A 21,053-nucleotide genomic window follows, 5' to 3' on the forward strand; every position below is an offset into this window, starting at 1 on the left:
GAATCAGGTTTCCTTCTGCTTGGTGCCGAAGATCTTGTCACCGGCATCGCCCAGGCCCGGCATGATGTAGCCGTTCTCATTCAGGCACTGGTCGATGGAGGCGGTATAGATGAGCACGTCCGGATGCGCATCATTGACTGCCTTGATCCCTTCCGGCGCTGCCACCAGTACCATGGCGCGGATGTCCTTGCTGCCGGCCTTCTTTAGCAGGTTGATGGTGGCGACCATGGAGCCGCCGGTGGCCAGCATCGGGTCGATGATCAGCGAGCGGCGCTCGGCGATGTCCGGCGCGAGCTTTTCCAGGTAGGTATGCGCTTCGAGGGTTTCCTCGTTGCGCGCGACGCCGACGGCGCTGACCTTGGCGCCCGGGATCAAGGTGAGCACGCCGTCGAGCATGCCGATACCGGCACGCAGGATCGGCACCACGGTGATCTTCTTGCCAGCGATCTTCTCGACCTGCACCGGGCCAGCCCAGCCTTCGATCTCGTAGTTCTCCAGGGGCAGGTCCTTGGTCGCCTCGTAGGTCAGCAGGGCGCCCACTTCCTGGGCCAGCTCGCGGAAGTTCTTGGTACTGATATCGTGACGGCGCATCAGTCCGATCTTGTGGCGGATCAGGGGATGGCGAATCTCGAGGACGGGCATGGACGGGTTCTCCGGACGGGCTGGCAAAAAAATTGCGGTAGCGTAATGCATCCTAGCTACCTTGGGCCACGATTGTCGGCGACATTCGTCCGCTGACCCTTGCTCCGTGGCACGCCGATAGGTACCTTTGCGCACTTTTTCACGGGAGAACCCCCATGTCCGTCGATCTCGCGCACATCCGCCAAGTCATGGCCGAAGCCGACTGCCTGTACACCAACGCCGAGGTAGAGGCCGCCATCGCCCGTGTGGCCGAGGCCATCAACGGCTCGCTGGCCGACACCAACCCGGTGGTGTTCTGCGTGATGAACGGTGGCCTGATCTTCTCCGGCAAGCTGCTCCCGCTGCTGAATTTCCCGCTGGAAGCCTCCTACCTGCATGCGACCCGTTACCGCAACGAGACCACCGGTGGCGAGCTGTTCTGGAAGGCCAAGCCGGAAATCTCCTTCATCGACCGCGAAGTGCTGATCATCGACGACATCCTCGACGAAGGGCACACCCTCTCGGCGATCATGGACTTCTGCAAGCATGCCGGCGCCAAGCGCGTGCACACTGCCGTGCTGATCGACAAGGACCACGACCGCAAGGCCCGCCCGGACCTGAAGGCCGACTACGTGGGGCTGTCCTGCATCGACCGCTACATCTTCGGCTACGGCATGGACTACAAGGGCTACTGGCGCAACGCCGCCGGCATCTTCGCCGTCAAAGGGCTCTGAAGATGAACGGGCCGCGTTTCCTCGACAGTGCGCTGTTCGACGAGGTTGCGGCCCGTGCCGCCGCCAGCCCCCGGCGCCGGCAGAACCACAATTTCCATGAGCAGACCGAGCCCTGCCATCGCCTGCTCAACGCGCTGCAGCCCGACAGCTACATCCCGCCGCATTGTCATCGCCATCCGGACAAGGCCGAGAGCCTGCTGGTGGTGAAGGGCGCGCTGGGGCTGCTGATCTTTTCGGCCAGCGGCGAGCTGGTGACCACCCGCGTTCTGCGCGCGGGCGGCGAGTGCGTTGGCGCGGACCTGCCGCCAGGCACCTTCCACGCCATCGTGGCGCTGGAGCCGGACAGCATCATGTTCGAAGCCAAGGCCGGACCGTTCGTGCCGCTGGGCGAGGACGAGCGCGGGCAATGGGCGCCGCGCGAAGGCGAGCCGGGCGCCGCCGAGTACCTGGCCTGGATGCGTTCCCACTTCGCCTGAGGTGCCTGCTTTTTGTAGGAGCGAGCTTGCTCGCGAACATCACGACAACGATGGGGAGATTTGGCGTGCCGCGATTCGCGAGCAAGCTCGCTCCTACAGCTCTGTCTGATACATCTGCCAGAATCGATGCATGCATGGGTTGACTCGCATTTTTGCCGATGCATGCCCCGCCTATCCTGCGCACCTCACCAGACAACCGTCCGAGGTTCGCATGTCCCGTCTCCTTTATATTGATGGCCAATGGCAGGCTGCCGACAGTGGCGCCGTCCTGCGCCCGATCGCTCCCGCTACCCGTGAAGCGCTGCCGGAAGTCGCCTGCGCCGGTGTGTCCGACGTGGAGCGCGCCGTCGCTGCCGCCAAGCGTGCCTTTGCCGACTGGCGTCTGACCACTGCGGCTGAACGTGCCGGCTACCTGCGCGCTTTCGCCGAACAGCTCGAAGCACGCAGCGAAGCGCTGATTACCCTGCAGATGCAGGCCAGCGGCAAGCCGCGTCTGGAAGCCGAAATCGATATCGGCGACGCCATTGCCACCTTCGCTTACTACGCCGAACTGGCCGCCCAACTGGATGCCCGACAGAACGCCGAAGTGGCCCTGCCGGACGCCGGCTACCGCTCGCAGACCCGCTTCGAGCCCATCGGCGTGGTCGGCCTGATCGTGCCGTGGAACTTCCCGCTGGTGACCAGCGCCTGGAAAGTCGCGCCGGCCCTGGCGGCCGGATGCACGGTGGTGCTCAAGCCCTCGGAGATCACCCCGCTGATCGAACTGGTACTGGGCGAGATCGCCGACGCCATCGGCTTGCCGGCCGGCGTGCTGAACCTGGTGCCGGGCCTGGCCGATGCCGGCGCTGCGCTGTGCAGCCATCCGGGCATCGCCAAGCTGTCCTTCACCGGCAGCAACGTCGTCGGCCGCAAGGTCATGGAAGCCGCGGCGTCGCGTACTCTGCCGGTGGGCCTGGAGCTGGGCGGCAAGTCGCCGATCCTGGTGTTCGAGGACTGCGACCTGGATGAAGCCGTGCAGTGGATCATCGCCGGCGTCTACTGGAACGCCGGGCAGATGTGCTCCGCCACGTCGCGCCTGCTGGTGCAGGAATCCATCGCCGAGCCGTTGCTGGCGAAGCTGCAGGTGGCGGTGGAAGGCCTGCGCGTGGGCGACTCGTTGCTCGGTGAAACCGACATGGGCCCGATGACCAGCGAAGCGCAGTACCGCAAGGTGCTCGACTACTTCGCCGTGGCCCGTGACGAAGGCCTGGCCTGCCTGACGGGCGGCGCTGCAGCCGAGGGCTGGTTCATCCGGCCGACCGTGTACACCGACGTGCCGGCGGACAGCCGCCTGTGGCGTGAGGAAATCTTCGGCCCGGTACTGTGCGTACGCACCTTCAGCGACGAAGCCGACGCCCTGCGTCAGGCCAACGACAGCGATTTCGCCTTGGCCGCCACCGTGTGCAGCGCCGACCTCGAGCGCGCTCAGCGCGTCGCCGAGAACCTGGAAGCTGGCAACGTCTGGCTGAACTCGCCGCAAGTGGTGTTCCCGCAGACTTCCTGGGGCGGCGGCAAGCGCAGCGGCATCGGTCGCGAACTGGGCCCGTGGGGGCTGTCGGCGTTCTTCGACATCAAGCACATCACCGCGCCGCGCTGATCGGCGTCACCCCGTGCTCCAGGCATAGGTCTTCGACCAGCGCCTGGAGCGCTTCGTTATGCCCTGGCTCGTCGCGCACCACCAGGCTGTGGGTGATGCCGTAGCCGAGGCTGTCCGGAAGCAGCGCGCGCATCTCACCCTGTTCCACCCAGCGCTCGGCGTAGTGGGTTGGCAGGTAGCCCAGGTGCGTGCCCGCGCGCACGGCGTGGAGCACTGCTTCCATGTGCTGGGCGAAGGCCGTGCTGCGTTGCGGGTCGGCCGGCAGTTGCACGTCCGCCACGGCGTAACCGTGTTGAATCCAGTTGCAGCTTTCCAGTTCGGCGGCGTCGCGCACGTCCTTGTCGAATAGCGGATGCTCGTGCCCACAGAACACCGCTACGCGTTCGTGGTACAGCGGCTCGTAGCGCAGGTTCGGCAGACGCCGGCTGAAGCAGGCGATGGCCAGGTGCAGGCGGCCATTGAGCACCAGCCGCTCCAGTTCGCTGGAGGACTCTATGAGGAAATGCAGGCGCACGTCCTGGTCGCGGCGGTTGAACCGCGCCAGGGTCTGGTGGATGCGGGCGTCGGGCAGGGTGGCGATGTTGTCGGCCAGGCCCAGGTGCAGCTCGCCGACCAATCGGCCAGCCAGGGATTGCACCTGATCGCGGAAGTCTCCCAGCGCAGCGAACAGGTTCTGCGCGTAGTCCAGCACCCGCTCGCCTTTCTCGGTCAGGCGAAAGCCGCTCTTGCCGCGCTCGCACAGGCGATAACCCAGGCGTGTCTCCAGGCTGGCGATGTGCGTGCTGATGGTCGACTGGCCCATGCCCAGTTCGCCCTGGGCGGCGGAGAAGCCGCCGCAGCGCACCACGCAGGCGAAGATGCGCAGCAGGCGTAGGTCGAGGTCGGAGACATTGTGCAGCATGGCTGGATCGGCTTTCGTCGATGCAAGGAGTGAGTTGTGTCGAAGACTATCAATGTATCAGCGCACTCGCCATGCGCGCCTGTCGTGGCGCTCGGCGTGCGTGCTAGAGTGCCGGGCCCTGTCCCCCGGAGGTGATGATGTCCGTTCGCATGCCGGGCGCCGTGCTGGCGCTGCTGTTCTGCATTCCCCTCGGTCTTGCTGGTGCAGCCATTGCCGCGCCGATGCACAGCCAGTTCCTGCCGCCGGATGATGCCGGATTGCGCCAGGGCGAGCCGGAGCAGCAGCAACTGCTGCAGGTCACCGAATACAGCGTGGTGCTGGGCAACCAGCGCCAGTCGAACCAGCAGCCCATCCCGATCACCACGCCGTCGCTGCTGCGCCTCAAGGGCAAGCCGCTGAACAAGGGCGCGCAGATCAGCCAGGTGGTGATCAGCTTCGATGCCGAGGGCAAGAGTCTGAAGAAGCCGGCCTACGACGAGAAGACCCGCGTGCTCAGCCTGTATTACCCGCAGGCGGCTTATCCACAACTGCTCGATCTGCTGCGCAACGGCACTGTCTATGTACAGTTCCTGACCTACGGCAATGGCCATATCTGGGCCGACCTGCACACCGGCGCGGTGCGTGCGCGTTGAGCCGCGCACGGCGCAGGGTTAAACTGCCCGACCCGTGGTGCCCGGCCTGAACCGATGCGGGCCGCGATTCCCGAGACAGCCGTAGAGAGAAGCGAGCGATGCGTAAAGACAAGAAGCAGGTGATTGGCGAAGAGATCAACGACGACGCCATCAAGCTGTTCCTCGACGTGGAACCGGCCGACGACACCCCGGCGTCCCTGCACAAGCTGGTCAAGGCCTACCGTGGCCTGCGCATCGACGACTTCGAGCGCTTCGTTGGTTTCTTCGTCGAAGCCGGTTACGACCTGTCCGCCAAGGATGCCCAGGGCAAGGACTTCGTTGCCCTGATCCAGGACCAGCGCCAGGCCGAGCCCTACATCGAAGTGATCAAGGCCGCCCGCGGCTGATCGCATCGATGTGCTGAAGAGCCCGCCTTGTGGAGGCTTTTTCGTTTGGGCGGTTCGCGAGCAAGCTCGCTCCTACTGAAAGCGGGCTCGCCCAGACCTGGGAGCAAGAGGCTTTTGTAGGAGCGAGCTTGCTCGCGAACATAGCCCGCAGAGAGGCTTTTGAGGCCGCTCAGGGCACTGCTCCAAAATCCCCGCCTAGACTTCCCCTCAGAGCGATAACGACAAGGCGAGGACGAAGCCGTGCAAGTACAGCCCTATCTGTTTTTCCATGGTCGCGCCGATGAGGCCATTGCCTTCTACCAACACGCCGTGGGCGCCCAACTGGGCGCGCTGATGCGCTTCGAGGAGGCGCCGGGACCTTCGCCGGTGCCCGATGGCTGGCTGGACAAGGTGATGCACGCCAGCCTGCAGATTGGCGAGACGGAGGTGTTCCTGTCCGATGGTCGCGGTGAGCACAACACCGCTTTCAACGGCTTCTCCCTGCACCTGACACTGCGCAGCGTGGTGGCGGCGGAGCAGGCGTTCGCCGCCCTGGCGGAGGAGGGGCGGGTGGAAATGCCGCTGGAGAAGACCTTCTGGGCGCAGCGTTTCGGCATGCTCACCGATCGCTTCGGTGTGGGGTGGATGGTCAGCTGCCACTGAGCCTTTCGCTGAAACTGAAGCAGAAACGAAAAAGCCCGCCGGAAGGCGGGCTTTTTCATGAGCGCAAAACTCAGGACGCGGCGACGATCTGCAGACGGTCGGCGGTCATCTGGTTGACTTCACGGTATACCGCGGCGTCGGTTTCCAGTTGCTTCTCGCGGGCCGGGAAGATCTCCTTGAGCTTCGCGGTCCACTCGGCCGACTTGTAGCGCTCGGGGAAGCAGCGCTCCAGCAGGCCCAGCATGATCGACACGGTGACCGAAGCGCCCGGCGAGGCGCCCAGCAGGGCGGCGATGCTGCCGTCCTGAGCCGCCACCAGTTCGGTGCCGAACTGCAGGATGCCGCCTTTCTTCGGATCCTTCTTGATGATCTGCACGCGCTGGCCTGCGGTTTCGAGGCGCCAGTCGGCCGGATTCAGTTCCGGGTAGAACTTGCGCAGGGCTTCGATACGCTGGTCCATCGACTGCATGACTTCCTTCACCAGGTAGCGGGTGAGGTCCATGTTGTCGCGGGCCACGGCGAGCATCGGCAGCAGGTTGCTGGTGCGCACCGAGAGCGGCAGGTCGAGGAACGAACCGTGGCGCAGGAACTTGGTGGAGAAGCCGGCGTAGGGGCCGAACAGCAGGGAGGTCTTGCCCTCGACCACGCGGGTGTCCAGGTGCGGCACGGACATCGGCGGGGCGCCCACTTCGGCCTGGCTGTAGACCTTGGCCTGGTGGTGCTTGACCACTTCCGGATTGTCGCAACGCAGCCACTGGCCGCTCACCGGGAAGCCGCCGAAGCCCTTGCTTTCCGGGATACCGGACATCTGCAGCAGCGGCAGCGCGCCGCCGCCGGCGCCGAGGAAGACGAACTTCGCCTTGACCTTGCGCGAGTCGCCGGTCTGGGTGTTCTTGATGTCCACCAGCCAGCCATCGCCGGAGCGCTCGAGGCCGACGACCTTCTGGAAGTAGCGGACTTCGCTGCCTTCGCGGCTGGAGAGATAGCCCAGCAGCTGGTTGGTCAGGGCGCCGAAGTTGACGTCGGTGCCGCTTTCCACGCGGGTCATCGCGACCTGTTCGTCAGCCGGGCGGCCAGGAATGGTCAGCGGGGCCCAGTCGGCGATCTTTGCGCGGTCCTCGGTGTATTCCATCGAGGTGAAGGCATGGTGCTGGCTGAGCAGCTCATGGCGCTTCTTCAGGAACGGAATGTCCTTGCCACGCACGAAGCTCATGTGCGGAACGGGGTTGATGAAGTTGCGCGGTGCGCCGAAGGCGTCCTTCCCGGTCAGGTAGGCCCAGAACTGCTTGGACACCTCGAACTGGGCGTTGATGTTCACCGCCTTCTTGATGTCGATCGAGCCGTCGGCGGCCTGCGGGGTGTAGTTCAGCTCGCAGAGGCCGGCGTGACCGGTGCCGGCGTTGTTCCACGGGTTGGAACTCTCGATGGCTCCGGATTCCTGCAGTTCGACGATCTCGAGCTTCACGCCCGGATCGACTTCCTTGAGCAGGACAGCCAGGGTTGCGCTCATGATGCCGGCGCCGACCAGCAGCACGTCCATCGATTCGATTTCGTTCTGCGCCATTAACGCGTCTCCAAAACTATCAGCAGCCAGTTGTGACAGAGGTTTCGCGCCCACTGCGCAAAACCATTGTCCGAATTCTTCTCAGGTCAAAGGACCTTTCGCGAATGTCTCGGGCCGGGATCGGAGGAGGGGAATGCGCACCTTCTCGGCAATCCACGGACGGACAAGTCATCCGCAAGTGCATCGGGGAGTGGCGCTTATGCGCGGCTTCCGGTGCCGAAAAAGCGATTCAGTGCTGCGGGGTCAGACGTCAATGGTGCTACCAACGCAAAACTCTTCATTGCTCGCCACACTCTCGTGAAGTAGTGAAAAACCTTCGATCACGCTCTTTTGGAGGCGTGAAGCTCAAAGGGGATCGTCGTCGCGGGCCGGTCCGGTCTCCGTGCGGAGGGGGCGGCTGCATCCTTGCCAAGTTCTGCGCAACGAACGTACAAAGCGCGACGGCCAGTGACCGAGGCGAGTGGCGACTCTCTTTGAGGGGTGGCAGAGGCGAGACACGGTGTGTCGGCATCGTGCGGGGCCCGACCAGGAGGCGTCCTTATAATCGGGGGGCGATTATAACGGCGAAACACAAAAAAAAGCTCTGCACCTTAGACTTTTTTCCTAGTGTGTACCCCTTGATTTGCCAATTGTGCCCCGTCCCGGTGCGTCTCGCCTCCGGGTGGGTCAAGGCGGCCGATCGACGCGTGGCCAGGGAACCCTGAGAACGGGTTCCGCGTCCAATGGCCAAGCGCTATCTGACCGCGCTGCCCGCCGGTATACTGCCGGCCATCGCTTACCCCATGGAGAGATGAGCATGCTGCCTCGCCTGTTGCTCGGCTTTATCGCTGCCGCCAGCCTGACCTTGACCGGCTGCGCCCTCAGCCCGCAACAACTCAACCCGACGCCCGAATTCAAGGGGCCGGTCGCCGCCGTTGGCCAGGGCCAGCCGGTGGTAGTTAAAGTCGTCGACGGTCGCCCGAGCACCGCGCTGGGTACCCGTGGCGGCCTGTATTCGGAAACCAGCCAGCTGACCGTGCGCAGCGAAGACGTGATCCCCAAGCTGCAACTGCAGGCTGAGACCGCCGTGCGCCTGCTGGGCTTCACCCCGTCGGCCAACGCCTACAACGCGCCGCAACTGACCCTGACCCTGGCCGAGCTGAAGTACCAGTCGCCCAAGGAAGGCATGTACGTCACCGAGGCCGACATCGGCGCCACCTTCCGCGCCGACGTGCAGAGCGGTAGCCGCCGTTACAGCGGCCGCTACGGCGCTTCGACCAACCAGCGTTTCGGCATGGCGCCCAACCAGGCGACCAACACCAAGCTGGTGAGCGAAGTGCTCAGCGATGCGCTGACCCGTGTGTTCAAGGACCCGACCATCGGCCAGACGCTGAACCAGCGCTGATCGATCCGTGCGGACATGAAAAAGCCCGGCCAATGCCGGGCTTTTTCATGTCCGCCTCAAGCGCGGTAATCAGGCGGCCTGGTGGTACGGGTCGACCTCGACCAAGCGCATGCGCTCGTCGGCTTCCGGCAGGTCCAGGTGCTCGTGGCCGCAGGCCTGGGTGTAGACCAGCCAGTGGTCGTCCTGGACGTTGAACGAGAGTTCGACGACCACGGCTTCGATTTCTTCCAGGTGTTCGATCAGGTAGGCATTTTCGTGGGGGACGATGTCGAGCATGGCGAATCTCCTTGGCGAAAGACCGGGTTTGCAGAATTCGTAAAGCCAGCAACGTGCCAGGGCGCGGGAGAGGTCTTAGACCATTTCTCGATAACTTTTACGCTCGTCGTAAATAAGCGTTACGCGCTGGCTGCGAAGCGGGGCCAGCGGATAAAATGCGCGTCGATTGTTTCTCATCCATGACGGGCCATGCCCGTTCGTCCAGACTGACCCCCGCTTTGCTTCGAAGTCGTTGGCGTGCAGTTCTGAAGCGGAGGTTGTGATGTCGCTGCAGGCGCTCTGGAGTCTTTTCCAGGCCCATCCCGGTCGTATCGTGAACGACCTGGCCCTGTTCTTCGCCCTGGCCGGAGGCTGGCTGCTGCTGGCGACCCGCCGCCGCGAGCGTCTCGCCCTGGCGCGCCTGGCTGCCGAGAGCGAAATCGCGCCGGTGCCGCTGGACAGCGTCGAGCCGACAGCGCGGATGAACCGCTTCTTCTACCGTTTCGGTTTCGCCTGCATGGCCCTGGCCATGGCGGTGAGCTGGTACAGCACGCAGCTCGGCCAGTAACCGACGAGAAGAAAAAAGGCGCCCGAGGGCGCCTTTTTTCATGCCTGCTACTTGAGCCGGTACTGGTTCAGTACCGGGTTGGCATACTGCAGGATCAGGTGGCCGCGCTGCTCCGCGGGGCATTCGCCCAGGCGACGCTCCCATTCGGTGCGCGCACGCTGCAGTTCCTCTGCCTTGAACAGGGTCTCGGCGCGCGGCACGTTCAGTGCGGCGTCGCGCAGCTCGGAGGCCTCGTAGGCGAGGTAGTGCACCGGGAACAACCGGTAGTTGCCGAGGATCTGCCGGTCCAGCTCGGCGGCGAGCTGCTTGGCGTCGGCAAAGTCGCCGGTGATCTCCTCGCCGAAGTTGATGTGCACCCGGCCCTTGTAGCCGGTAATGCCCTGCACGATGCTGCGGTCGTCCTCGCCCGGCGCCTTCCTGTACTCGCCGGTGGTCGCGCGGGTGAACAGTTCGCGGGCCTTGGCGGCATCGCAGGGGTCGTATTCGTAGCTGATCGACACCGGGATCAGGTGCAGCTGGCGGATCACCTCGGCGAACGGCTCGTCCTTGCGGCTCATGTGGAACATCTTGAGGATCGCCGAATCGGTACGGTCGTCACCGTCCTTGGCGCGGCCCTCGGCCTGGGCAATCCAGATCGACTGGACGTCCTGGCAGATCGAGTGATTGATGTAGGCCGAGAGGTTCTGGTACGCCGCCAGCTTCTCGCGGCGACCGCTGATGGAGCGGTGCACGATGAAGCTCTTGTTCAGGCGCATCAGGTCGCTGACGAAAGGTTTCTGCAGCAGGTTGTCGCCGATGGCGATGCGCGGCGTCGGCAATTTCGCGTGGAAGATCGCGTAGTTGCAGAAGGCCGGGTCCATCACGATGTCGCGGTGGTTGGCGATGAACAGGTAGGCGCGGCCGGACTTCAGGCGTTCGACGCCCGAATAGGTAACGCCGTCGGTGGCGTGCTCGATGGTCCGGTCGACGTAGGGCTCGAACTTGTCCTGCAGCGCGACGACACTGCGGATGCCGGTGACTTCGCGGGCCAGCCGATGGGCTATAAGAGGTCTGAGCAGCCAGCCGAACGGACCGGACAGACGCGGGAAACGGTAACGCGCCAGCGCGCCGAGGAAGGCGTCATCGCTCAGCAGGCGCTGCAGGACAGCCGGGACTTCGGCGTCGTTGTACGGTCGGATGGCTTCGAACTCGCCCATCATGCTCTCTATGAATTCTGGGGGTGTCACGGGTCGGAACCGCGAAGTAGACGGTCCGCAAGGGTATGCCGCCGACTCACCGGCCAGGCGGGCACCCAAAAAGACCGCGCGATTATAAACGGAAGTCACGGGGGAACCAGCGATGCTCGAAAGTCAGGCCTATTCCTGCCCTTATTGTGGCGAGCCGGCCGAGGCCGTGCTCGACCTCTCCGGGGGCGACCAGAGCTACTATGAAGATTGCCCGGTGTGTTGCCGGCCGATCCTGTTCCAGCTCCACACCGATGGGGTGGAATGGTCCCTGGAAGTCCAGCGCGAGGACGATTGATGCAGCGAATCTACGCACCTGCCGACCTGATCGAAGCCGAACTGTTGAGCGGCATGCTGGCCAATGAAGGCATTTCGTCGCACCTGGGCGGACGCCACCTGGTTGGCGGCATCGGCGAGCTGCCGGGCATGGGACTGCTGCACCTGTGGGTGGAGGATGAGGTGGCTGAGCGGGCGCGTGAGCTGATCGCCGCGTACAATGTCGCGCAACCCCTGCCGGGGCCCGCCGACGATCACGAAGGTGGCCCGGGCGTCCTGCTTTGCTGAATCCCTTCAACGAGTCCCGATGACCAGCCGCTACGCCCTGTTCCGCTGGAACCGCGAGCTTGCCGACAGCGCCGGCTTCCCCGCCGACCTGCAGCCGCAATGGAGCGTCGCGCCCGGCGCGCGCGTGCTGATGTTGCGCGAGGAGAACGGCGTGCGTAGTGCCGACCTCGCACGCTGGGGCCTGACGCCGGCCTGGCTGAAGGACCTGTCGCGCACTCCCGCCCATGCACGCGTCGAAACCATCGCCGAGCAGCCGATGTTCCGTGACGCCTTTGCCCAGCGCCGCTGCCTGCTGCCGGCCAACGGATTCTACGAATGGCGTGGCGTGCGCAAGCGGCCGCACTGGGTTTCCGGCGGCGGGCTGATCTGCTTTGCGGGGGTGTGGGAGGCTTATCCGGTGGAAGGCCACACCTATTACAGTGTGGCGATGCTGACCCAGGAAGCGGGCGGCATGCGTCGTCCGCTGATTCTCGATGTTGCCGAGCAGGCGCAGTGGCTGTCGAACCAGACGCCGACGGCGCGGTTGCTGGAGCTGCTGCAATTGCCCCAGGCACGCCTGCGCGAGCAGGCGCTGGCGAACTTCATCAATGATCCGACTTGCAACGGGCCGGAGTGCCTGACGCCGGCGTGACGCTGATCTGTCCCTGCTCCTGCAGGATCAAGAGCCCCTCTCCCTAACCCTCTCCCGCAAGCGGGAGAGGGGACCGTTCGGTGCAGGACGTAACCTAGGTATCAGCCGGCACGGGCAGCTCCCTCTCCCTTCAGGGAGGGGGCAGGGGAGAGGGAGCCCCCTGCTGCGGGGGTGGTTCGCGAGCAAGCTCGCTCCTACAGGAGCAGGAAGCATCCCGCCGATATCGCTTACACCTTGAACTGATTCACCAGCCTGCGTTGCTGCTCGGCCAGCTTGGTCAGCTCGGCGCTGGCCTGGGAGGCTTCGTCGGCGCCGCCGGCCACCTGGTTGGCGACCATGCCGATATTGCTGACGTTGCGGTTGATGTCCTCGGCTACCGCGCTCTGTTCTTCGGCGGCGCTGGCGATCTGGGTGTTCATGTCATTGATCACCGACACCGCCTGGGTAATCGACTCCAGCGCCTGGGCCGCTTCGCCAGCATGGCGCACGCTGTCTTCGGTCTTGTCCTGGCTCTGCTGCATCACCTGCACCACTTCGCGGGTGCCGTTCTGCAGTTGCTGGATCATCGACTGGATTTCCTCAGTGGCCTGCTGGGTCTTCTGCGCCAGGTTGCGCACCTCGTCGGCGACCACCGCGAAGCCACGGCCTTGTTCGCCAGCACGGGCGGCCTCGATGGCGGCGTTGAGCGCCAGCAGGTTGGTCTGCTCGGCGATGCCACGGATGGCTACCAGGATCGCATTGATGTTCTCGCTGTCGCGGGCCAGTGACTGCACCACGCCCACCGCGCGGCCGATCTCGCTGGCCAGCGCCTGGATCGCCGTGGAGCTGCTCTCGACGATGCGCTTGCCGTGGTGCGCTGCCTGGTCGGCGTGGTTGGCCGCTTCCGCAGCGTGGGTGGCGTTGCGCGCCACGTCCTGGGCGGTGGCGGTCATCTCGTGGACGGCGGTAGCCACCAGTTCGATCTCCGCCAGTTGCTTCTGCACGCCCTGGTTGGTGCGGATGGCGATGTCGGCAGTGTGCTCGGAAGAGTCGCTGACGTGCTGCACCGAGGTCACCACCTGGCCAATCATGCCCTGCAGTTTGACCAGGAAGGTGTTGAAGCCCTTGGCGATGGAGCCCAGTTCGTCGGCGCGGTCGCTGGTCAGGCGGCGGGTCAGGTCGCCTTCGCCCTGGGCGATGTCGTCGAGCATGCCGACCAGTTGGCGCAGCGGGCGGGCAATGCCATGGCCGACCAGCCAGATCACGGCGAGACCAATGGCGGCGATCAGCAGGCCGACCAGGGTCATGCCCAGGGTGTCGCTGTCGCGCTGGGATTTCAGGTCGCTCTGCAACTTATTCAGGTCACCCAGCACGGCTTCCTGCGGCAGTTGCAGCATCAGGGTCCAGCGTGCGCCGGAGTCGGCGATGGTGAAGGGCAGGAACAGCTCGATATGGCCATGTTCCTTGTCCATCGAGGTCAGCGGCTGGTCGAGGGTGAGCTTGGCCAGGTTGGCCACTTCGTTGGCGTCCAGCACGCTGCTGGCAGATTCGCCAAGCTTGGCCGGGTCCTTGGTGTAGGCGACCAGGCGGCCGTTGGTGGAGATCAGCGCCATCTCGCCGGCACCGTCGTAGAGCTGGCTGTCGGCGGTCTTGAGCAGATCCTGGATGAAGTCCAGCGACAGGTCCACGCCGACAGTGCCCTTGAACTGGCCCTTGACCATGATCGGCGCGTTGAACGAGGACATCAGCACCATCTTGCCGCCCATTTCATAGGGCGCCGGGTCGATGATGCAGGGCTGGTGCTTCTCTTTCGGGCACAGGTAGTACTCGCCTTCGCGCACGCCGGTGGGCTGCATCTTCTGGCTTTCCAGGGTGTCGCCCATGGCTTCCACGGTCAGGCCGCCGTCCTTGCGGTACCACCAGGGCATGAAGCGGCCGCTGGCATCGTAGCCGGGCAGGCCGGAGTACTGGCTGTCGTTGCCAGCGAAGGCGTTGGGTTCCCAGCCGGCGAAGGCGTCGAGCAGCTTGGGGTTCTGCGCCACGGTCTGGCGCAGCAGGTTGGACATGCCGGCACGGCCGATGCCCAGCAGCGGCTGGCCATTGGCGTCGGTCTCGTCGAGCAGGGCGTTGGTGTTGGCGAGGTCGCGGGCGACGGTCAGGGGGTATTCCAGTTCGCGCTGGATCTGCGCGACCTGGCCGCGAGCAATGGCCACCAGGCGTTCGTTGATCACCTGTTCGAGCAGCGCCTGAGTGCGCTCCTGCACCAGCGCCTGGGTCCGCGAACCGGCGAACAGGGCGTACAGCACCAGCGCGGCGACCACCGCCAGAACGCTGGCACCGGCCAGCGCAACCACGGAAAACTGGATCGACTTGAATTTCATACGGGTACCCGGAATGCGCCAGTGGCTTGCTTGTCTATCTGTATCGGCAGGACCGGGGAAATTCCTTAGGTGGCCGTTGTAATGGCTTGTAACGCGGCTGTTGCCGCCTGTCGCAGGATTGTCGGCGCTGACCGGGAGGTCTAGCATGTGATGTCAAATTGAAATTATCCGGTCGCGCTGAGTGCCCCGCTACCTGCATTGGCAGAATGCAAAGGGCGTCCGCCGCGGCTGTCGCACGGGTGCGGATCACCGGTTTGCCGCCCCGCCCCGCGAATGCCACGACAGGTCGCCCATGGCGCCTTCCGATAAGCCGGTCTGGTTTCCTAAGTCCCTGCTGTGCCGGCTGTTTCCTGCCAGTTGCCGGGCATCGGGGGTGGGCCTACCATGCGCGCTGTCCGTGGGAGATTGCATTGTTTCGGGAGAGCAACATGCCCAGAGTTTTCCGTATCGCCGGCCTCGCCGCCGCGCTGATGCTGACCGCTTGCCAGCAGGTGAATACCACCAGCGGTGGCGTTGTCGGCGTGGAGCGCAAACAGACCATGTTCAGCATGCTGTCGAGTGCGCAGGTCGACCAGATGTATGCGCAGTCCTACCAGCAGACCCTCAGCCAGGCCTCCCAGGCCGGCAAGCTGGATGCCAGCAGCAATGACGCCAAGCGCGTGAAGGCCATCGCCGACCGCCTGATTCCGCAGACCGGCGCCTTCCGCCCGGACGCGCCGTCGTGGAAGTGGGAAGTCAACGTGATCCAGAGCGACGAGCTCAACGCCAACTGTGGTCCGGGCGGCAAGATCATCGTCTACACCGGGCTGATCGATAAGCTGAAGCTGACCGACGACGAACTCGCCGCGGTGATGGGCCACGAGATCGCCCACGCCCTGCGCGAGCATGGCCGCGAAGCCATGTCCCGCGCCTACGCCGAACAGGTCGGCCTGGGCCTGGGCGGCCAGTTGCTGGGCCTGGGACAGACCAGCGTCGACCTCGCGCACCAGGTGGTCGAGTACAGTATGACGTTGCCCAACAGCCGGCAGAACGAGAACGAAGCCGACCTCATCGGCCTGGAATTGGCGGCGCGAGCCGGCTATAACCCCAACGCCGCAATCACCTTGTGGCAGAAGATGGGCCAGGCCGGCGGCGACGCTCCGCCGGAAATCCTCAGCACTCACCCGGCGGACAGCACACGGATGGCCAACCTGCAGGCCGCCATCCCGAAGGTCATGCCGCTCTATGAGCAGGCCAAAACCCGCTGAGCATTGGTTTTGCAGCAGTGGTTCGTGATTCTCTCGAACGGCCAGGAGCGGCGTAAGGTTGCGCCGCTTTACCCAGTGAACAGGGAGCACCCGTGAAAATCGCTGTACTCGGAGCCACAGGGCTCCTGGGCCACCATGCCGCCCGCGCGATCAAGGCGGCCGGCCACCAGTTGGTGCTGATCCATCGACCCTCGTCGCAGATCCAGCGCCTGGCTTACCTGGAGCCTGAGTGCCGGGTAGCCGAACTCTTCGATCACCAGGGCATGGCCCGTGCGCTCAGCGGGCTGGACGCGGTGATCTTCAGCGCCGGTTATTACCCGGTGCGCCCGCGTCGCTGGCAGGAGGAAGTCGCCAGCGCACTGGACCTGACCAATCATTTCTACGCCGCCTGCCTACAGGCGAAAGTGCCGCGCATTCTCTATGTAGGCTCGGCATTCGCCATGCCCAGCCACCCACAGGGGCTGCCGGGGCATGAAGGGCTGTTCTATGAAGGCCTGCCCACCGGCAAGAGCGCCTACGTGATGTGCAAGTGGGCGCTGGATGAACAGGCTCGCGAGCAGGCCCGCGGCGGGCTGCCGGTAGTGATCGGGATTCCCGGCATGGTGCTGGGCGAGCTGGATATCGGCCCCACCACCGGTCGCCTCATCACCGCCATCGGTCGCGACGAGATGCTGCATTACGTGCCGGGCCGGCGGAACGTCATCGATGCATCCGAAGCCGGGCGCGGTCTGCTCACGGCGCTCGAGCGTGGCCGGGTAGGGGAGCGTTACCTGCTTACCGGGCACAACATCGAAATGGGCGAGCTGACCACCACCATCGCCAAGCTGCTGGGCAAGCCGACGCCGACGCCGATGCCGCTGCACCGTGCTCGCGCGCTGGCAACACTGGGCCGCTGGCGCTACCGCCTGACCGGCAAGATGCCGCTGCTGGACGACACCGCCATCGAAGTCATGGCCGGCGGGCAGTTCCTCGACGGTCGCAAGGCGCGCGAGGAGCTGGGCTTCGAGTCCCATGTGCCGCTGGAAGACACGCTGGAGCGGGCGATTTCCTGGTTCCACGCCAACGATTACCTCTGAGCCAAGGCTAGGGCCCTGTAGGAGCGAGCTTGCTCGCGAACTGCACAACCCCGAGCAGTCCCTGTTCGCGAGCAAGCTCGCTCCTACAAGAGCAGCATTGGTAACGAGGAACAAAAAAGCCCGGCAGATGCCGGGCTTTTCCTTGTCAGGGCAGCGCCTTCTCGGCAAAGGGCCGATTGGGCAGCCCCATCTGTGCGCGGAAGCTCTCCATGTCGAACAGCGTGCACAGTTCCTGTACCTGGCTCTGGCTGTTGAACACCCAGAAGCCCATGGCCGAAATGCTGACGATGCGGTCGCTGGCCGGGTAGCCCAGCACCGGGCGTACGATGCAGCCCATCAGCGTGCTCCAGGTGAAGACCTTGTTGCCCTCGCGGATACATTCCTCCACGGCCACCTCCAGGTCCTCCATGCCACTGCGGATCTCCTCCACCAGCGCCCGGTAGCCGGTACTGTCCAGCGGCTGGGCGGTGAAGGCGCTCTTGTAGATGAAGTCCGGGCTGTGCAATTGCTCCACCAGCGCCAGGTGTCCCTTGTTCCAGGCGAGGTCGACGTGGTAGCGGGCGATCTTCTTCAGGTCTTTTTCCGGCATGGCGACATCCTTTGTCGTGGGAGGCGGAAACGCCACTGTGTATCGCGGGCGATACACAGGCATTGGCCGGCGCGCCAGCCTTCCGACGAAAAGCGGCCGGTCAGAACACCCCGGAGAGCTTCAGCGCGTGGTACACCGCAGCCAGGCCGAGGATGGCGAAGGCGGCAGCGGCCAGGCGACGGATCAGGTTCAGCGGCAGGCGCTCGGCGGCGAAGTTGCCGGCCAGCACTACCGGTACGTTGGCGATCAGCATGCCCAGCGTGGTGCCGATGACCACCAGCCAGAAGTGCGGGTACTGCGCGGCCAGCATCACGGTGGCAACCTGGGTCTTGTCGCCCATCTCGGCGAGGAAGAAGGCGATCAGGGTGGTCAGGAAGGGGCCGAACTTCTTCAGCGAGCCTTCTTCGTCGTCATCCAGCTTGTCCGGAATCAGGGTCCAGCCAGCGACCGCCAGGAAGCACACGGCCAGTACCCAGCTCAGCGTGCTTTCCGAGAAGAACGAGGCGACCCAGCTGCCAACGGCGCCGGCGGCGAAGTGGTTGGCCAGGGTGGCGGCAATGATCCCGGCAATGATCGGCCAGGGCTTGCGGAAGCGCGCGGCGAGGACGAGCGCGAGCAGTTGCGTCTTGTCGCCGATTTCCGCGAGGGCAACGATCAGGGTTGGGACGAAGAGGGATTCCATCAGACTTCCTAAGGGGCGGGTCGACTAATCACCATGACACGCGCCACCTGCCCGCCCCGGGTCAGGTTGCTCGTGTCATAGGTCTTGTCAAACCCCGGCCTGAACGCTGCAGGCCTGGATCGTACGCGCCATGGTCTGCGGACCAAGTGTGTTGACGCGTACCGGGCGAGCCGGTTGCTCGCGGGAGACTACTCCCCTAGGACGGGGCGCATTCTGCCCAAGTCCTTGGGCTTGGGCAAGCCTGCGCGTCGGATCAATCGCGGGTGGGGCGAATGTCCATGTCCTCGTAGCGGATGAAGCGGGTGCCGTTCTTGAAGCGGTAGCCCAGCCAGATCGCGAGGAACAGCGGAATGGTGATGTAGGTGGCGACCAGGCCGGCCCAGTCCACGTGTTCGCCGACGAAGGCCTGGTAGTTCTGCCCCAGGGTGATGATCAGGCAGAGCACGAAGGCGAACAGCGGGCCGAACGGGAACCACTTGGCGCGGTAGGGCAGGTCATTGAGGTTGCCGCCCTGCAGGACGAAGCCCTTGCGGAAGCGGTAGTGCGATACCGCGATGCCCAGCCAGACGATGAAGCCGCACATGCCCGAGGCGTTGAGCAGCCAGGTGTAGACGGTCTTGTCGCCGATGAAGCTGGTGAGGAAGCACAGCGCGCCGATCAGCGTGGTGGCGTACAGGGCGTAGCGCGGCACGCCGCTTTCGGACACCTGGGTGAACAGGCGCGGTGCCTTGCCCTGGGTGGCCATGGTGTAGAGCATCCGGGTCGAGGCGTACATGCCGGAGTTGCCCGCGGAGAGGATCGCCGAGAGGATCACCGCGTTCATCACGCCAGCCGCGGCGGCAAGACCGGCGCGCTCGAACAGCAGGGTGAATGGCGAAGTGCTGATGTCGCTGCTGTCGGTCTTGAGCAGGTTGGGATCGGTGTAGGGAATCAGCATGCCGATGACGAAGATCGACAGGATGTAGAACATCAGGATTCGCCAGAACACCTGGCGGATGGCGATGGGAATGGACTTCTGCGGGTTCTCCGACTCACCGGCGGCGACACCGATCAGCTCGGTGCCCTGGAACGAGAAGCCGGCGATCATCGCCACCCCGATCATCGCCTGCAGGCCGCCGACGAAGGGCGCGTCACCGGTGGTGAAGTTGCTGAAGCCGGGGCTGTCGATGCCGTGCATGATGCCGATGATGCTGGCCAGGCCGATGCCGATGAAGACCACCACGGCGACCACCTTGATCAGCGCGAACCAGAACTCGCTCTCGCCGAAGCCTTTCACCGAGAAGAAGTTGAGCATGAACATGATGCCGAGGAAGCCGGCGCTCCAGTACATGCCCGAGACCTCCGGGAACCAGAACTTCATCACCAGCTGTGCCGCCACCAGCTCGGCTGCAATGGTCACCGCCCAGTTGTACCAGTAGTTCCAGCCCATGGCGAAACCGAAGCCATCGTCGATGAAACGGCTGCCATAGGTGCAGAACGAGCCGGAGTCGGGAATGTACGCCGCCAGCTCGCCGAGGCTGGTCATGAGGAAGAACACCATCAGCCCGATGAGCGCGTAGGCCAGCAGCGCACCGCCGGGACCCGCCGTGGCGATGGTGCTGCCGGAGGCGACGAACAGCCCGGTGCCGATGGAGCCGCCGATGGCGATCATGTTCAGGTGGCGCGGTTTCAGAGAGCGCTTCAAGTGATGCGGCTTCTCTTTCGGCCCCATGGCAAAGGTCAGTTCGACGTCATCTTTGATTCTGCGATTCACGGGTGTCCTCGATATTTCAGGGCGAGCGGCGATGCGCCGATCCGGGCGGGCTCGGTGGAGTGTAGTGCGAGCCTGGGATCAGCGCCGGGCGCTGTAGATACGGAAACCGTCGGCCTCAGCCAGGGTGCGGCAGGGGCCCAGGTGCTGTTCGATCAGCGGCGGGTATTTCAGGAAGCTGTTGGCCACCAGGCGTAGTTCGCCGCCGGACGCCAGGTGGCGTGCCGACTGGCGCAGCAGGTTCTCGGTGGCGGCGTAGCTGGTGTGCACGCCCTGATGGAAGGGCGGGTTGCTGACGATGGCGGCGAGGTCCTGCGGTGCGGCGTCGATGCCGTCACCGGCGATCACTTCGCCTTCCAGGCCATTGGCGGCCAGGGTGAGGCGGCTGCTCTCGACGGCGAAGGCGTCGACGTCCAGCAGGGTCAGGCGGCTTTGTGGATAACGTCGCTTGAGCGTTGCGCCGAGCACCCCGGCGCCGCAGCCGAAGTCCAGCAGATGGCCGGTTGGCAGTTTGTCCAGATGCTCCAGCAGCAGGGCGCTACCGCGATCCAGACGGCCGTGGCTGAACACGCCGGGCAGGGTGATGACCTGCAGCGGGCCGTCGGCCAGTGGCAATTCGTAGCGCTGGGCGAGGGCATGCAGATCGGGGGTAGCCGGTGCGCCATCGATGTGCGTGTGCCACAGCTGGCAGTGGCGGGCGCTGTCCAGCTTGCTGGCGCGGCCGAATTCGCCGAGCTGCTTGCTGGCGCGCTCGACGCCGGCGCGTTTCTCGCCGACCAGGTATAACTCGCCGTTCGGTACGCAACTGGCCAGTGCGGCCAGCAGGTAGTCGGTCAGTTCGCGGGATTTGGGCAGGAACAGCACGGCCGCGTCGAAGGCGCCTTCGGGCGGCGTGGCGCCGAAGTGGCAGCGGCCCGGGTAGCGGCTTTCCAACTGGCGGGCGTCGCCGGCGTGCCAGCTCCAGCCCCGGGCCTGCGGCAGGTCGCCGAGCAGAGCGTCGGCGGGCAGGCCGGCGAGCAGGACGCGGCCCTGGAAGCGCTCGATCTGGCGCAGCAGCACTTCACTGGTGGGGGCGTTGGACATGCGGCCTCCTGACAAAAAAGGGCGCGAGTTTAGCAGGGCTGCCGCGGCG

23 protein-coding genes and 1 riboswitch are annotated in these 21,053 nt (G+C 64.8%); of the genes, 13 read left to right on the forward strand and 10 right to left on the reverse strand.

Features of this window, described 5'->3' with window-relative positions:
- Window positions 1-3 precede the first annotated feature (3 nt).
- Complete coding sequence (upp, locus tag AC2T4A_RS10065) at window positions 4-642, reverse strand: uracil phosphoribosyltransferase (RefSeq protein ID WP_416744773.1); 639 nt, start codon at window positions 640-642, stop codon at window positions 4-6.
- A gap of 155 nt (window positions 643-797) precedes the next feature.
- Between upp and AC2T4A_RS10070 the strand changes: the two genes are divergently transcribed.
- The 3 genes from AC2T4A_RS10070 (at window position 798) to AC2T4A_RS10080 (ending at window position 3,467) form a co-directional block, all read left to right on the forward strand.
- Window positions 798-1,355: a hypoxanthine-guanine phosphoribosyltransferase gene (locus tag AC2T4A_RS10070; RefSeq protein ID WP_017519718.1), complete on the forward strand. Its 558-nt coding sequence runs from the start codon at window positions 798-800 to the stop codon at window positions 1,353-1,355.
- Window positions 1,356-1,357: 2 nt separating this feature from the next.
- On the forward strand, window positions 1,358-1,831 hold the full coding sequence (locus AC2T4A_RS10075; RefSeq protein ID WP_486743210.1) for a WbuC family cupin fold metalloprotein: 474 nt from the start codon (window positions 1,358-1,360) through the stop codon (window positions 1,829-1,831).
- A gap of 211 nt (window positions 1,832-2,042) precedes the next feature.
- Window positions 2,043-3,467 carry an aldehyde dehydrogenase family protein gene (locus tag AC2T4A_RS10080; protein ID WP_486743211.1) on the forward strand — a complete coding sequence of 475 codons (1,425 nt, stop codon included), beginning with the start codon at window positions 2,043-2,045 and terminating at the stop codon, window positions 3,465-3,467.
- Here the strand turns inward: AC2T4A_RS10080 and AC2T4A_RS10085 are convergent.
- Complete coding sequence (locus AC2T4A_RS10085) at window positions 3,451-4,368, reverse strand: LysR family transcriptional regulator (RefSeq protein ID WP_486743212.1); 918 nt, start codon at window positions 4,366-4,368, stop codon at window positions 3,451-3,453. The genes AC2T4A_RS10080 and AC2T4A_RS10085 overlap by 17 nt on opposite strands.
- 149 nt (window positions 4,369-4,517) lie before the next feature.
- Between AC2T4A_RS10085 and AC2T4A_RS10090 the strand changes: the two genes are divergently transcribed.
- From AC2T4A_RS10090 to AC2T4A_RS10100, 3 genes are all read left to right on the forward strand, one after another.
- On the forward strand, window positions 4,518-5,000 hold the full coding sequence (locus AC2T4A_RS10090; protein WP_486743667.1) for a hypothetical protein: 483 nt from the start codon (window positions 4,518-4,520) through the stop codon (window positions 4,998-5,000).
- Between the two features lie 98 nt (window positions 5,001-5,098).
- Window positions 5,099-5,386 (forward strand): PA4642 family protein, encoded by a 288-nt coding sequence (locus AC2T4A_RS10095; RefSeq protein WP_416744769.1) that lies wholly within the window; start codon window positions 5,099-5,101, stop codon window positions 5,384-5,386.
- A gap of 240 nt (window positions 5,387-5,626) precedes the next feature.
- A complete protein-coding gene (locus AC2T4A_RS10100) occupies window positions 5,627-6,028 on the forward strand; it encodes a VOC family protein (RefSeq protein ID WP_486743213.1) in 402 nt (133 codons plus the stop codon).
- 70 nt (window positions 6,029-6,098) lie between these two features.
- On the opposite strand, the gene mqo is transcribed toward AC2T4A_RS10100, so the two are convergent.
- A complete protein-coding gene (mqo, locus tag AC2T4A_RS10105) occupies window positions 6,099-7,592 on the reverse strand; it encodes a malate dehydrogenase (quinone) (protein ID WP_478377859.1) in 1,494 nt (497 codons plus the stop codon).
- Window positions 7,593-8,388: 796 nt separating this feature from the next.
- Between mqo and AC2T4A_RS10110 the strand changes: the two genes are divergently transcribed.
- On the forward strand, window positions 8,389-8,976 hold the full coding sequence (locus AC2T4A_RS10110; protein WP_416744766.1) for a YajG family lipoprotein: 588 nt from the start codon (window positions 8,389-8,391) through the stop codon (window positions 8,974-8,976).
- Window positions 8,977-9,045: 69 nt separating this feature from the next.
- On the opposite strand, the gene AC2T4A_RS10115 is transcribed toward AC2T4A_RS10110, so the two are convergent.
- Window positions 9,046-9,252, reverse strand: a complete 207-nt coding sequence (locus tag AC2T4A_RS10115; RefSeq protein ID WP_416744765.1) for a hypothetical protein — start codon at window positions 9,250-9,252, stop codon at window positions 9,046-9,048.
- 262 nt (window positions 9,253-9,514) lie between these two features.
- On the opposite strand from AC2T4A_RS10115, the gene AC2T4A_RS10120 reads away from it, so the two are divergent.
- On the forward strand, window positions 9,515-9,799 hold the full coding sequence (locus tag AC2T4A_RS10120; protein ID WP_416744764.1) for a hypothetical protein: 285 nt from the start codon (window positions 9,515-9,517) through the stop codon (window positions 9,797-9,799).
- A 47-nt stretch (window positions 9,800-9,846) separates the two neighbouring features.
- Here the strand turns inward: AC2T4A_RS10120 and AC2T4A_RS10125 are convergent, their stop codons facing one another.
- Window positions 9,847-10,998, reverse strand: a complete 1,152-nt coding sequence (locus tag AC2T4A_RS10125) for a 1-acyl-sn-glycerol-3-phosphate acyltransferase (RefSeq protein WP_416744959.1) — start codon at window positions 10,996-10,998, stop codon at window positions 9,847-9,849.
- Between the two features lie 139 nt (window positions 10,999-11,137).
- Here AC2T4A_RS10125 and AC2T4A_RS10130 point away from each other — a divergent pair, with 139 nt between their 5' ends.
- Genes AC2T4A_RS10130 through AC2T4A_RS10140 form a run of 3 tightly spaced genes read left to right on the forward strand, consistent with a single transcriptional unit; the run spans window position 11,138 to window position 12,217 of the window.
- Window positions 11,138-11,320 (forward strand): CPXCG motif-containing cysteine-rich protein, encoded by a 183-nt coding sequence (locus tag AC2T4A_RS10130; protein ID WP_017519730.1) that lies wholly within the window; start codon window positions 11,138-11,140, stop codon window positions 11,318-11,320.
- Window positions 11,320-11,586: a putative signal transducing protein gene (locus AC2T4A_RS10135; protein WP_416744762.1), complete on the forward strand. Its 267-nt coding sequence runs from the start codon at window positions 11,320-11,322 to the stop codon at window positions 11,584-11,586. Before AC2T4A_RS10130 ends, AC2T4A_RS10135 begins: the two co-directional genes overlap by 1 nt.
- Window positions 11,587-11,605: 19 nt before the next feature.
- Window positions 11,606-12,217, forward strand: coding sequence for an SOS response-associated peptidase (locus AC2T4A_RS10140; RefSeq protein WP_478377858.1), 612 nt, complete (start codon window positions 11,606-11,608; stop codon window positions 12,215-12,217).
- Between the two features lie 227 nt (window positions 12,218-12,444).
- On the opposite strand, the gene AC2T4A_RS10145 is transcribed toward AC2T4A_RS10140, so the two are convergent.
- On the reverse strand, window positions 12,445-14,577 hold the full coding sequence (locus tag AC2T4A_RS10145; RefSeq protein ID WP_478377857.1) for a methyl-accepting chemotaxis protein: 2,133 nt from the start codon (window positions 14,575-14,577) through the stop codon (window positions 12,445-12,447).
- A gap of 428 nt (window positions 14,578-15,005) precedes the next feature.
- Between AC2T4A_RS10145 and AC2T4A_RS10150 the strand changes: the two genes are divergently transcribed.
- Window positions 15,006-15,824, forward strand: a complete 819-nt coding sequence (locus AC2T4A_RS10150; protein ID WP_478377856.1) for a M48 family metallopeptidase — start codon at window positions 15,006-15,008, stop codon at window positions 15,822-15,824.
- A gap of 92 nt (window positions 15,825-15,916) precedes the next feature.
- The gene (locus AC2T4A_RS10155) at window positions 15,917-16,900 is read left to right on the forward strand and encodes an NAD-dependent epimerase/dehydratase family protein (RefSeq protein WP_486743214.1); all 984 of its coding nucleotides are present in this window, start codon (window positions 15,917-15,919) and stop codon (window positions 16,898-16,900) included.
- Between the two features lie 145 nt (window positions 16,901-17,045).
- Here the strand turns inward: AC2T4A_RS10155 and AC2T4A_RS10160 are convergent, their stop codons facing one another.
- The 4 genes from AC2T4A_RS10160 to AC2T4A_RS10175 form a co-directional block, all read right to left on the reverse strand.
- A complete protein-coding gene (locus AC2T4A_RS10160) occupies window positions 17,046-17,489 on the reverse strand; it encodes a ketosteroid isomerase-related protein (protein ID WP_486743215.1) in 444 nt (147 codons plus the stop codon).
- A 100-nt stretch (window positions 17,490-17,589) separates the two neighbouring features.
- Window positions 17,590-18,171: a TMEM165/GDT1 family protein gene (locus tag AC2T4A_RS10165; RefSeq protein WP_081516290.1), complete on the reverse strand. Its 582-nt coding sequence runs from the start codon at window positions 18,169-18,171 to the stop codon at window positions 17,590-17,592.
- An 89-nt stretch (window positions 18,172-18,260) separates the two neighbouring features.
- Window positions 18,261-18,380, reverse strand: a riboswitch (yybP-ykoY riboswitch).
- 44 nt (window positions 18,381-18,424) lie between these two features.
- Window positions 18,425-19,882, reverse strand: coding sequence for an amino acid permease (locus AC2T4A_RS10170; protein WP_416744958.1), 1,458 nt, complete (start codon window positions 19,880-19,882; stop codon window positions 18,425-18,427).
- A gap of 120 nt (window positions 19,883-20,002) precedes the next feature.
- On the reverse strand, window positions 20,003-21,004 hold the full coding sequence (locus AC2T4A_RS10175) for a methyltransferase (protein WP_486743216.1): 1,002 nt from the start codon (window positions 21,002-21,004) through the stop codon (window positions 20,003-20,005).
- Window positions 21,005-21,053 lie beyond the last annotated feature (49 nt).

The sequence above is a fragment of the Pseudomonas sp. PVC-3-1 genome (assembly GCF_057444315.1).

Bases quoted from the DNA above. Each gene is read 5' to 3' on its own strand.
- upp (WP_416744773.1), bottom strand. From the start codon at position 642: ATGCCCGTCCTCGAGATTCGCCATCCCCTGATCCGCCACAAGATCGGA.
- AC2T4A_RS10070 (WP_017519718.1), top strand. From the start codon at position 798: ATGTCCGTCGATCTCGCGCACATCCGCCAAGTCATGGCCGAAGCCGAC.
- AC2T4A_RS10075 (WP_486743210.1), top strand. From the start codon at position 1,358: ATGAACGGGCCGCGTTTCCTCGACAGTGCGCTGTTCGACGAGGTTGCG.
- AC2T4A_RS10080 (WP_486743211.1), top strand. From the start codon at position 2,043: ATGTCCCGTCTCCTTTATATTGATGGCCAATGGCAGGCTGCCGACAGT.
- AC2T4A_RS10085 (WP_486743212.1), bottom strand. From the start codon at position 4,368: ATGCTGCACAATGTCTCCGACCTCGACCTACGCCTGCTGCGCATCTTC.
- AC2T4A_RS10090 (WP_486743667.1), top strand. From the start codon at position 4,518: ATGCCGGGCGCCGTGCTGGCGCTGCTGTTCTGCATTCCCCTCGGTCTT.
- AC2T4A_RS10095 (WP_416744769.1), top strand. From the start codon at position 5,099: ATGCGTAAAGACAAGAAGCAGGTGATTGGCGAAGAGATCAACGACGAC.
- mqo (WP_478377859.1), bottom strand. From the start codon at position 7,592: ATGGCGCAGAACGAAATCGAATCGATGGACGTGCTGCTGGTCGGCGCC.
- AC2T4A_RS10110 (WP_416744766.1), top strand. From the start codon at position 8,389: ATGCTGCCTCGCCTGTTGCTCGGCTTTATCGCTGCCGCCAGCCTGACC.
- AC2T4A_RS10115 (WP_416744765.1), bottom strand. From the start codon at position 9,252: ATGCTCGACATCGTCCCCCACGAAAATGCCTACCTGATCGAACACCTG.
- AC2T4A_RS10120 (WP_416744764.1), top strand. From the start codon at position 9,515: ATGTCGCTGCAGGCGCTCTGGAGTCTTTTCCAGGCCCATCCCGGTCGT.
- AC2T4A_RS10125 (WP_416744959.1), bottom strand. From the start codon at position 10,998: ATGATGGGCGAGTTCGAAGCCATCCGACCGTACAACGACGCCGAAGTC.
- AC2T4A_RS10130 (WP_017519730.1), top strand. From the start codon at position 11,138: ATGCTCGAAAGTCAGGCCTATTCCTGCCCTTATTGTGGCGAGCCGGCC.
- AC2T4A_RS10135 (WP_416744762.1), top strand. From the start codon at position 11,320: ATGCAGCGAATCTACGCACCTGCCGACCTGATCGAAGCCGAACTGTTG.
- AC2T4A_RS10140 (WP_478377858.1), top strand. From the start codon at position 11,606: ATGACCAGCCGCTACGCCCTGTTCCGCTGGAACCGCGAGCTTGCCGAC.
- AC2T4A_RS10145 (WP_478377857.1), bottom strand. From the start codon at position 14,577: ATGAAATTCAAGTCGATCCAGTTTTCCGTGGTTGCGCTGGCCGGTGCC.
- AC2T4A_RS10150 (WP_478377856.1), top strand. From the start codon at position 15,006: ATGCCCAGAGTTTTCCGTATCGCCGGCCTCGCCGCCGCGCTGATGCTG.
- AC2T4A_RS10160 (WP_486743215.1), bottom strand. From the start codon at position 17,489: ATGCCGGAAAAAGACCTGAAGAAGATCGCCCGCTACCACGTCGACCTC.
- AC2T4A_RS10165 (WP_081516290.1), bottom strand. From the start codon at position 18,171: ATGGAATCCCTCTTCGTCCCAACCCTGATCGTTGCCCTCGCGGAAATC.
- AC2T4A_RS10170 (WP_416744958.1), bottom strand. From the start codon at position 19,882: ATGGGGCCGAAAGAGAAGCCGCATCACTTGAAGCGCTCTCTGAAACCG.
- AC2T4A_RS10175 (WP_486743216.1), bottom strand. From the start codon at position 21,004: ATGTCCAACGCCCCCACCAGTGAAGTGCTGCTGCGCCAGATCGAGCGC.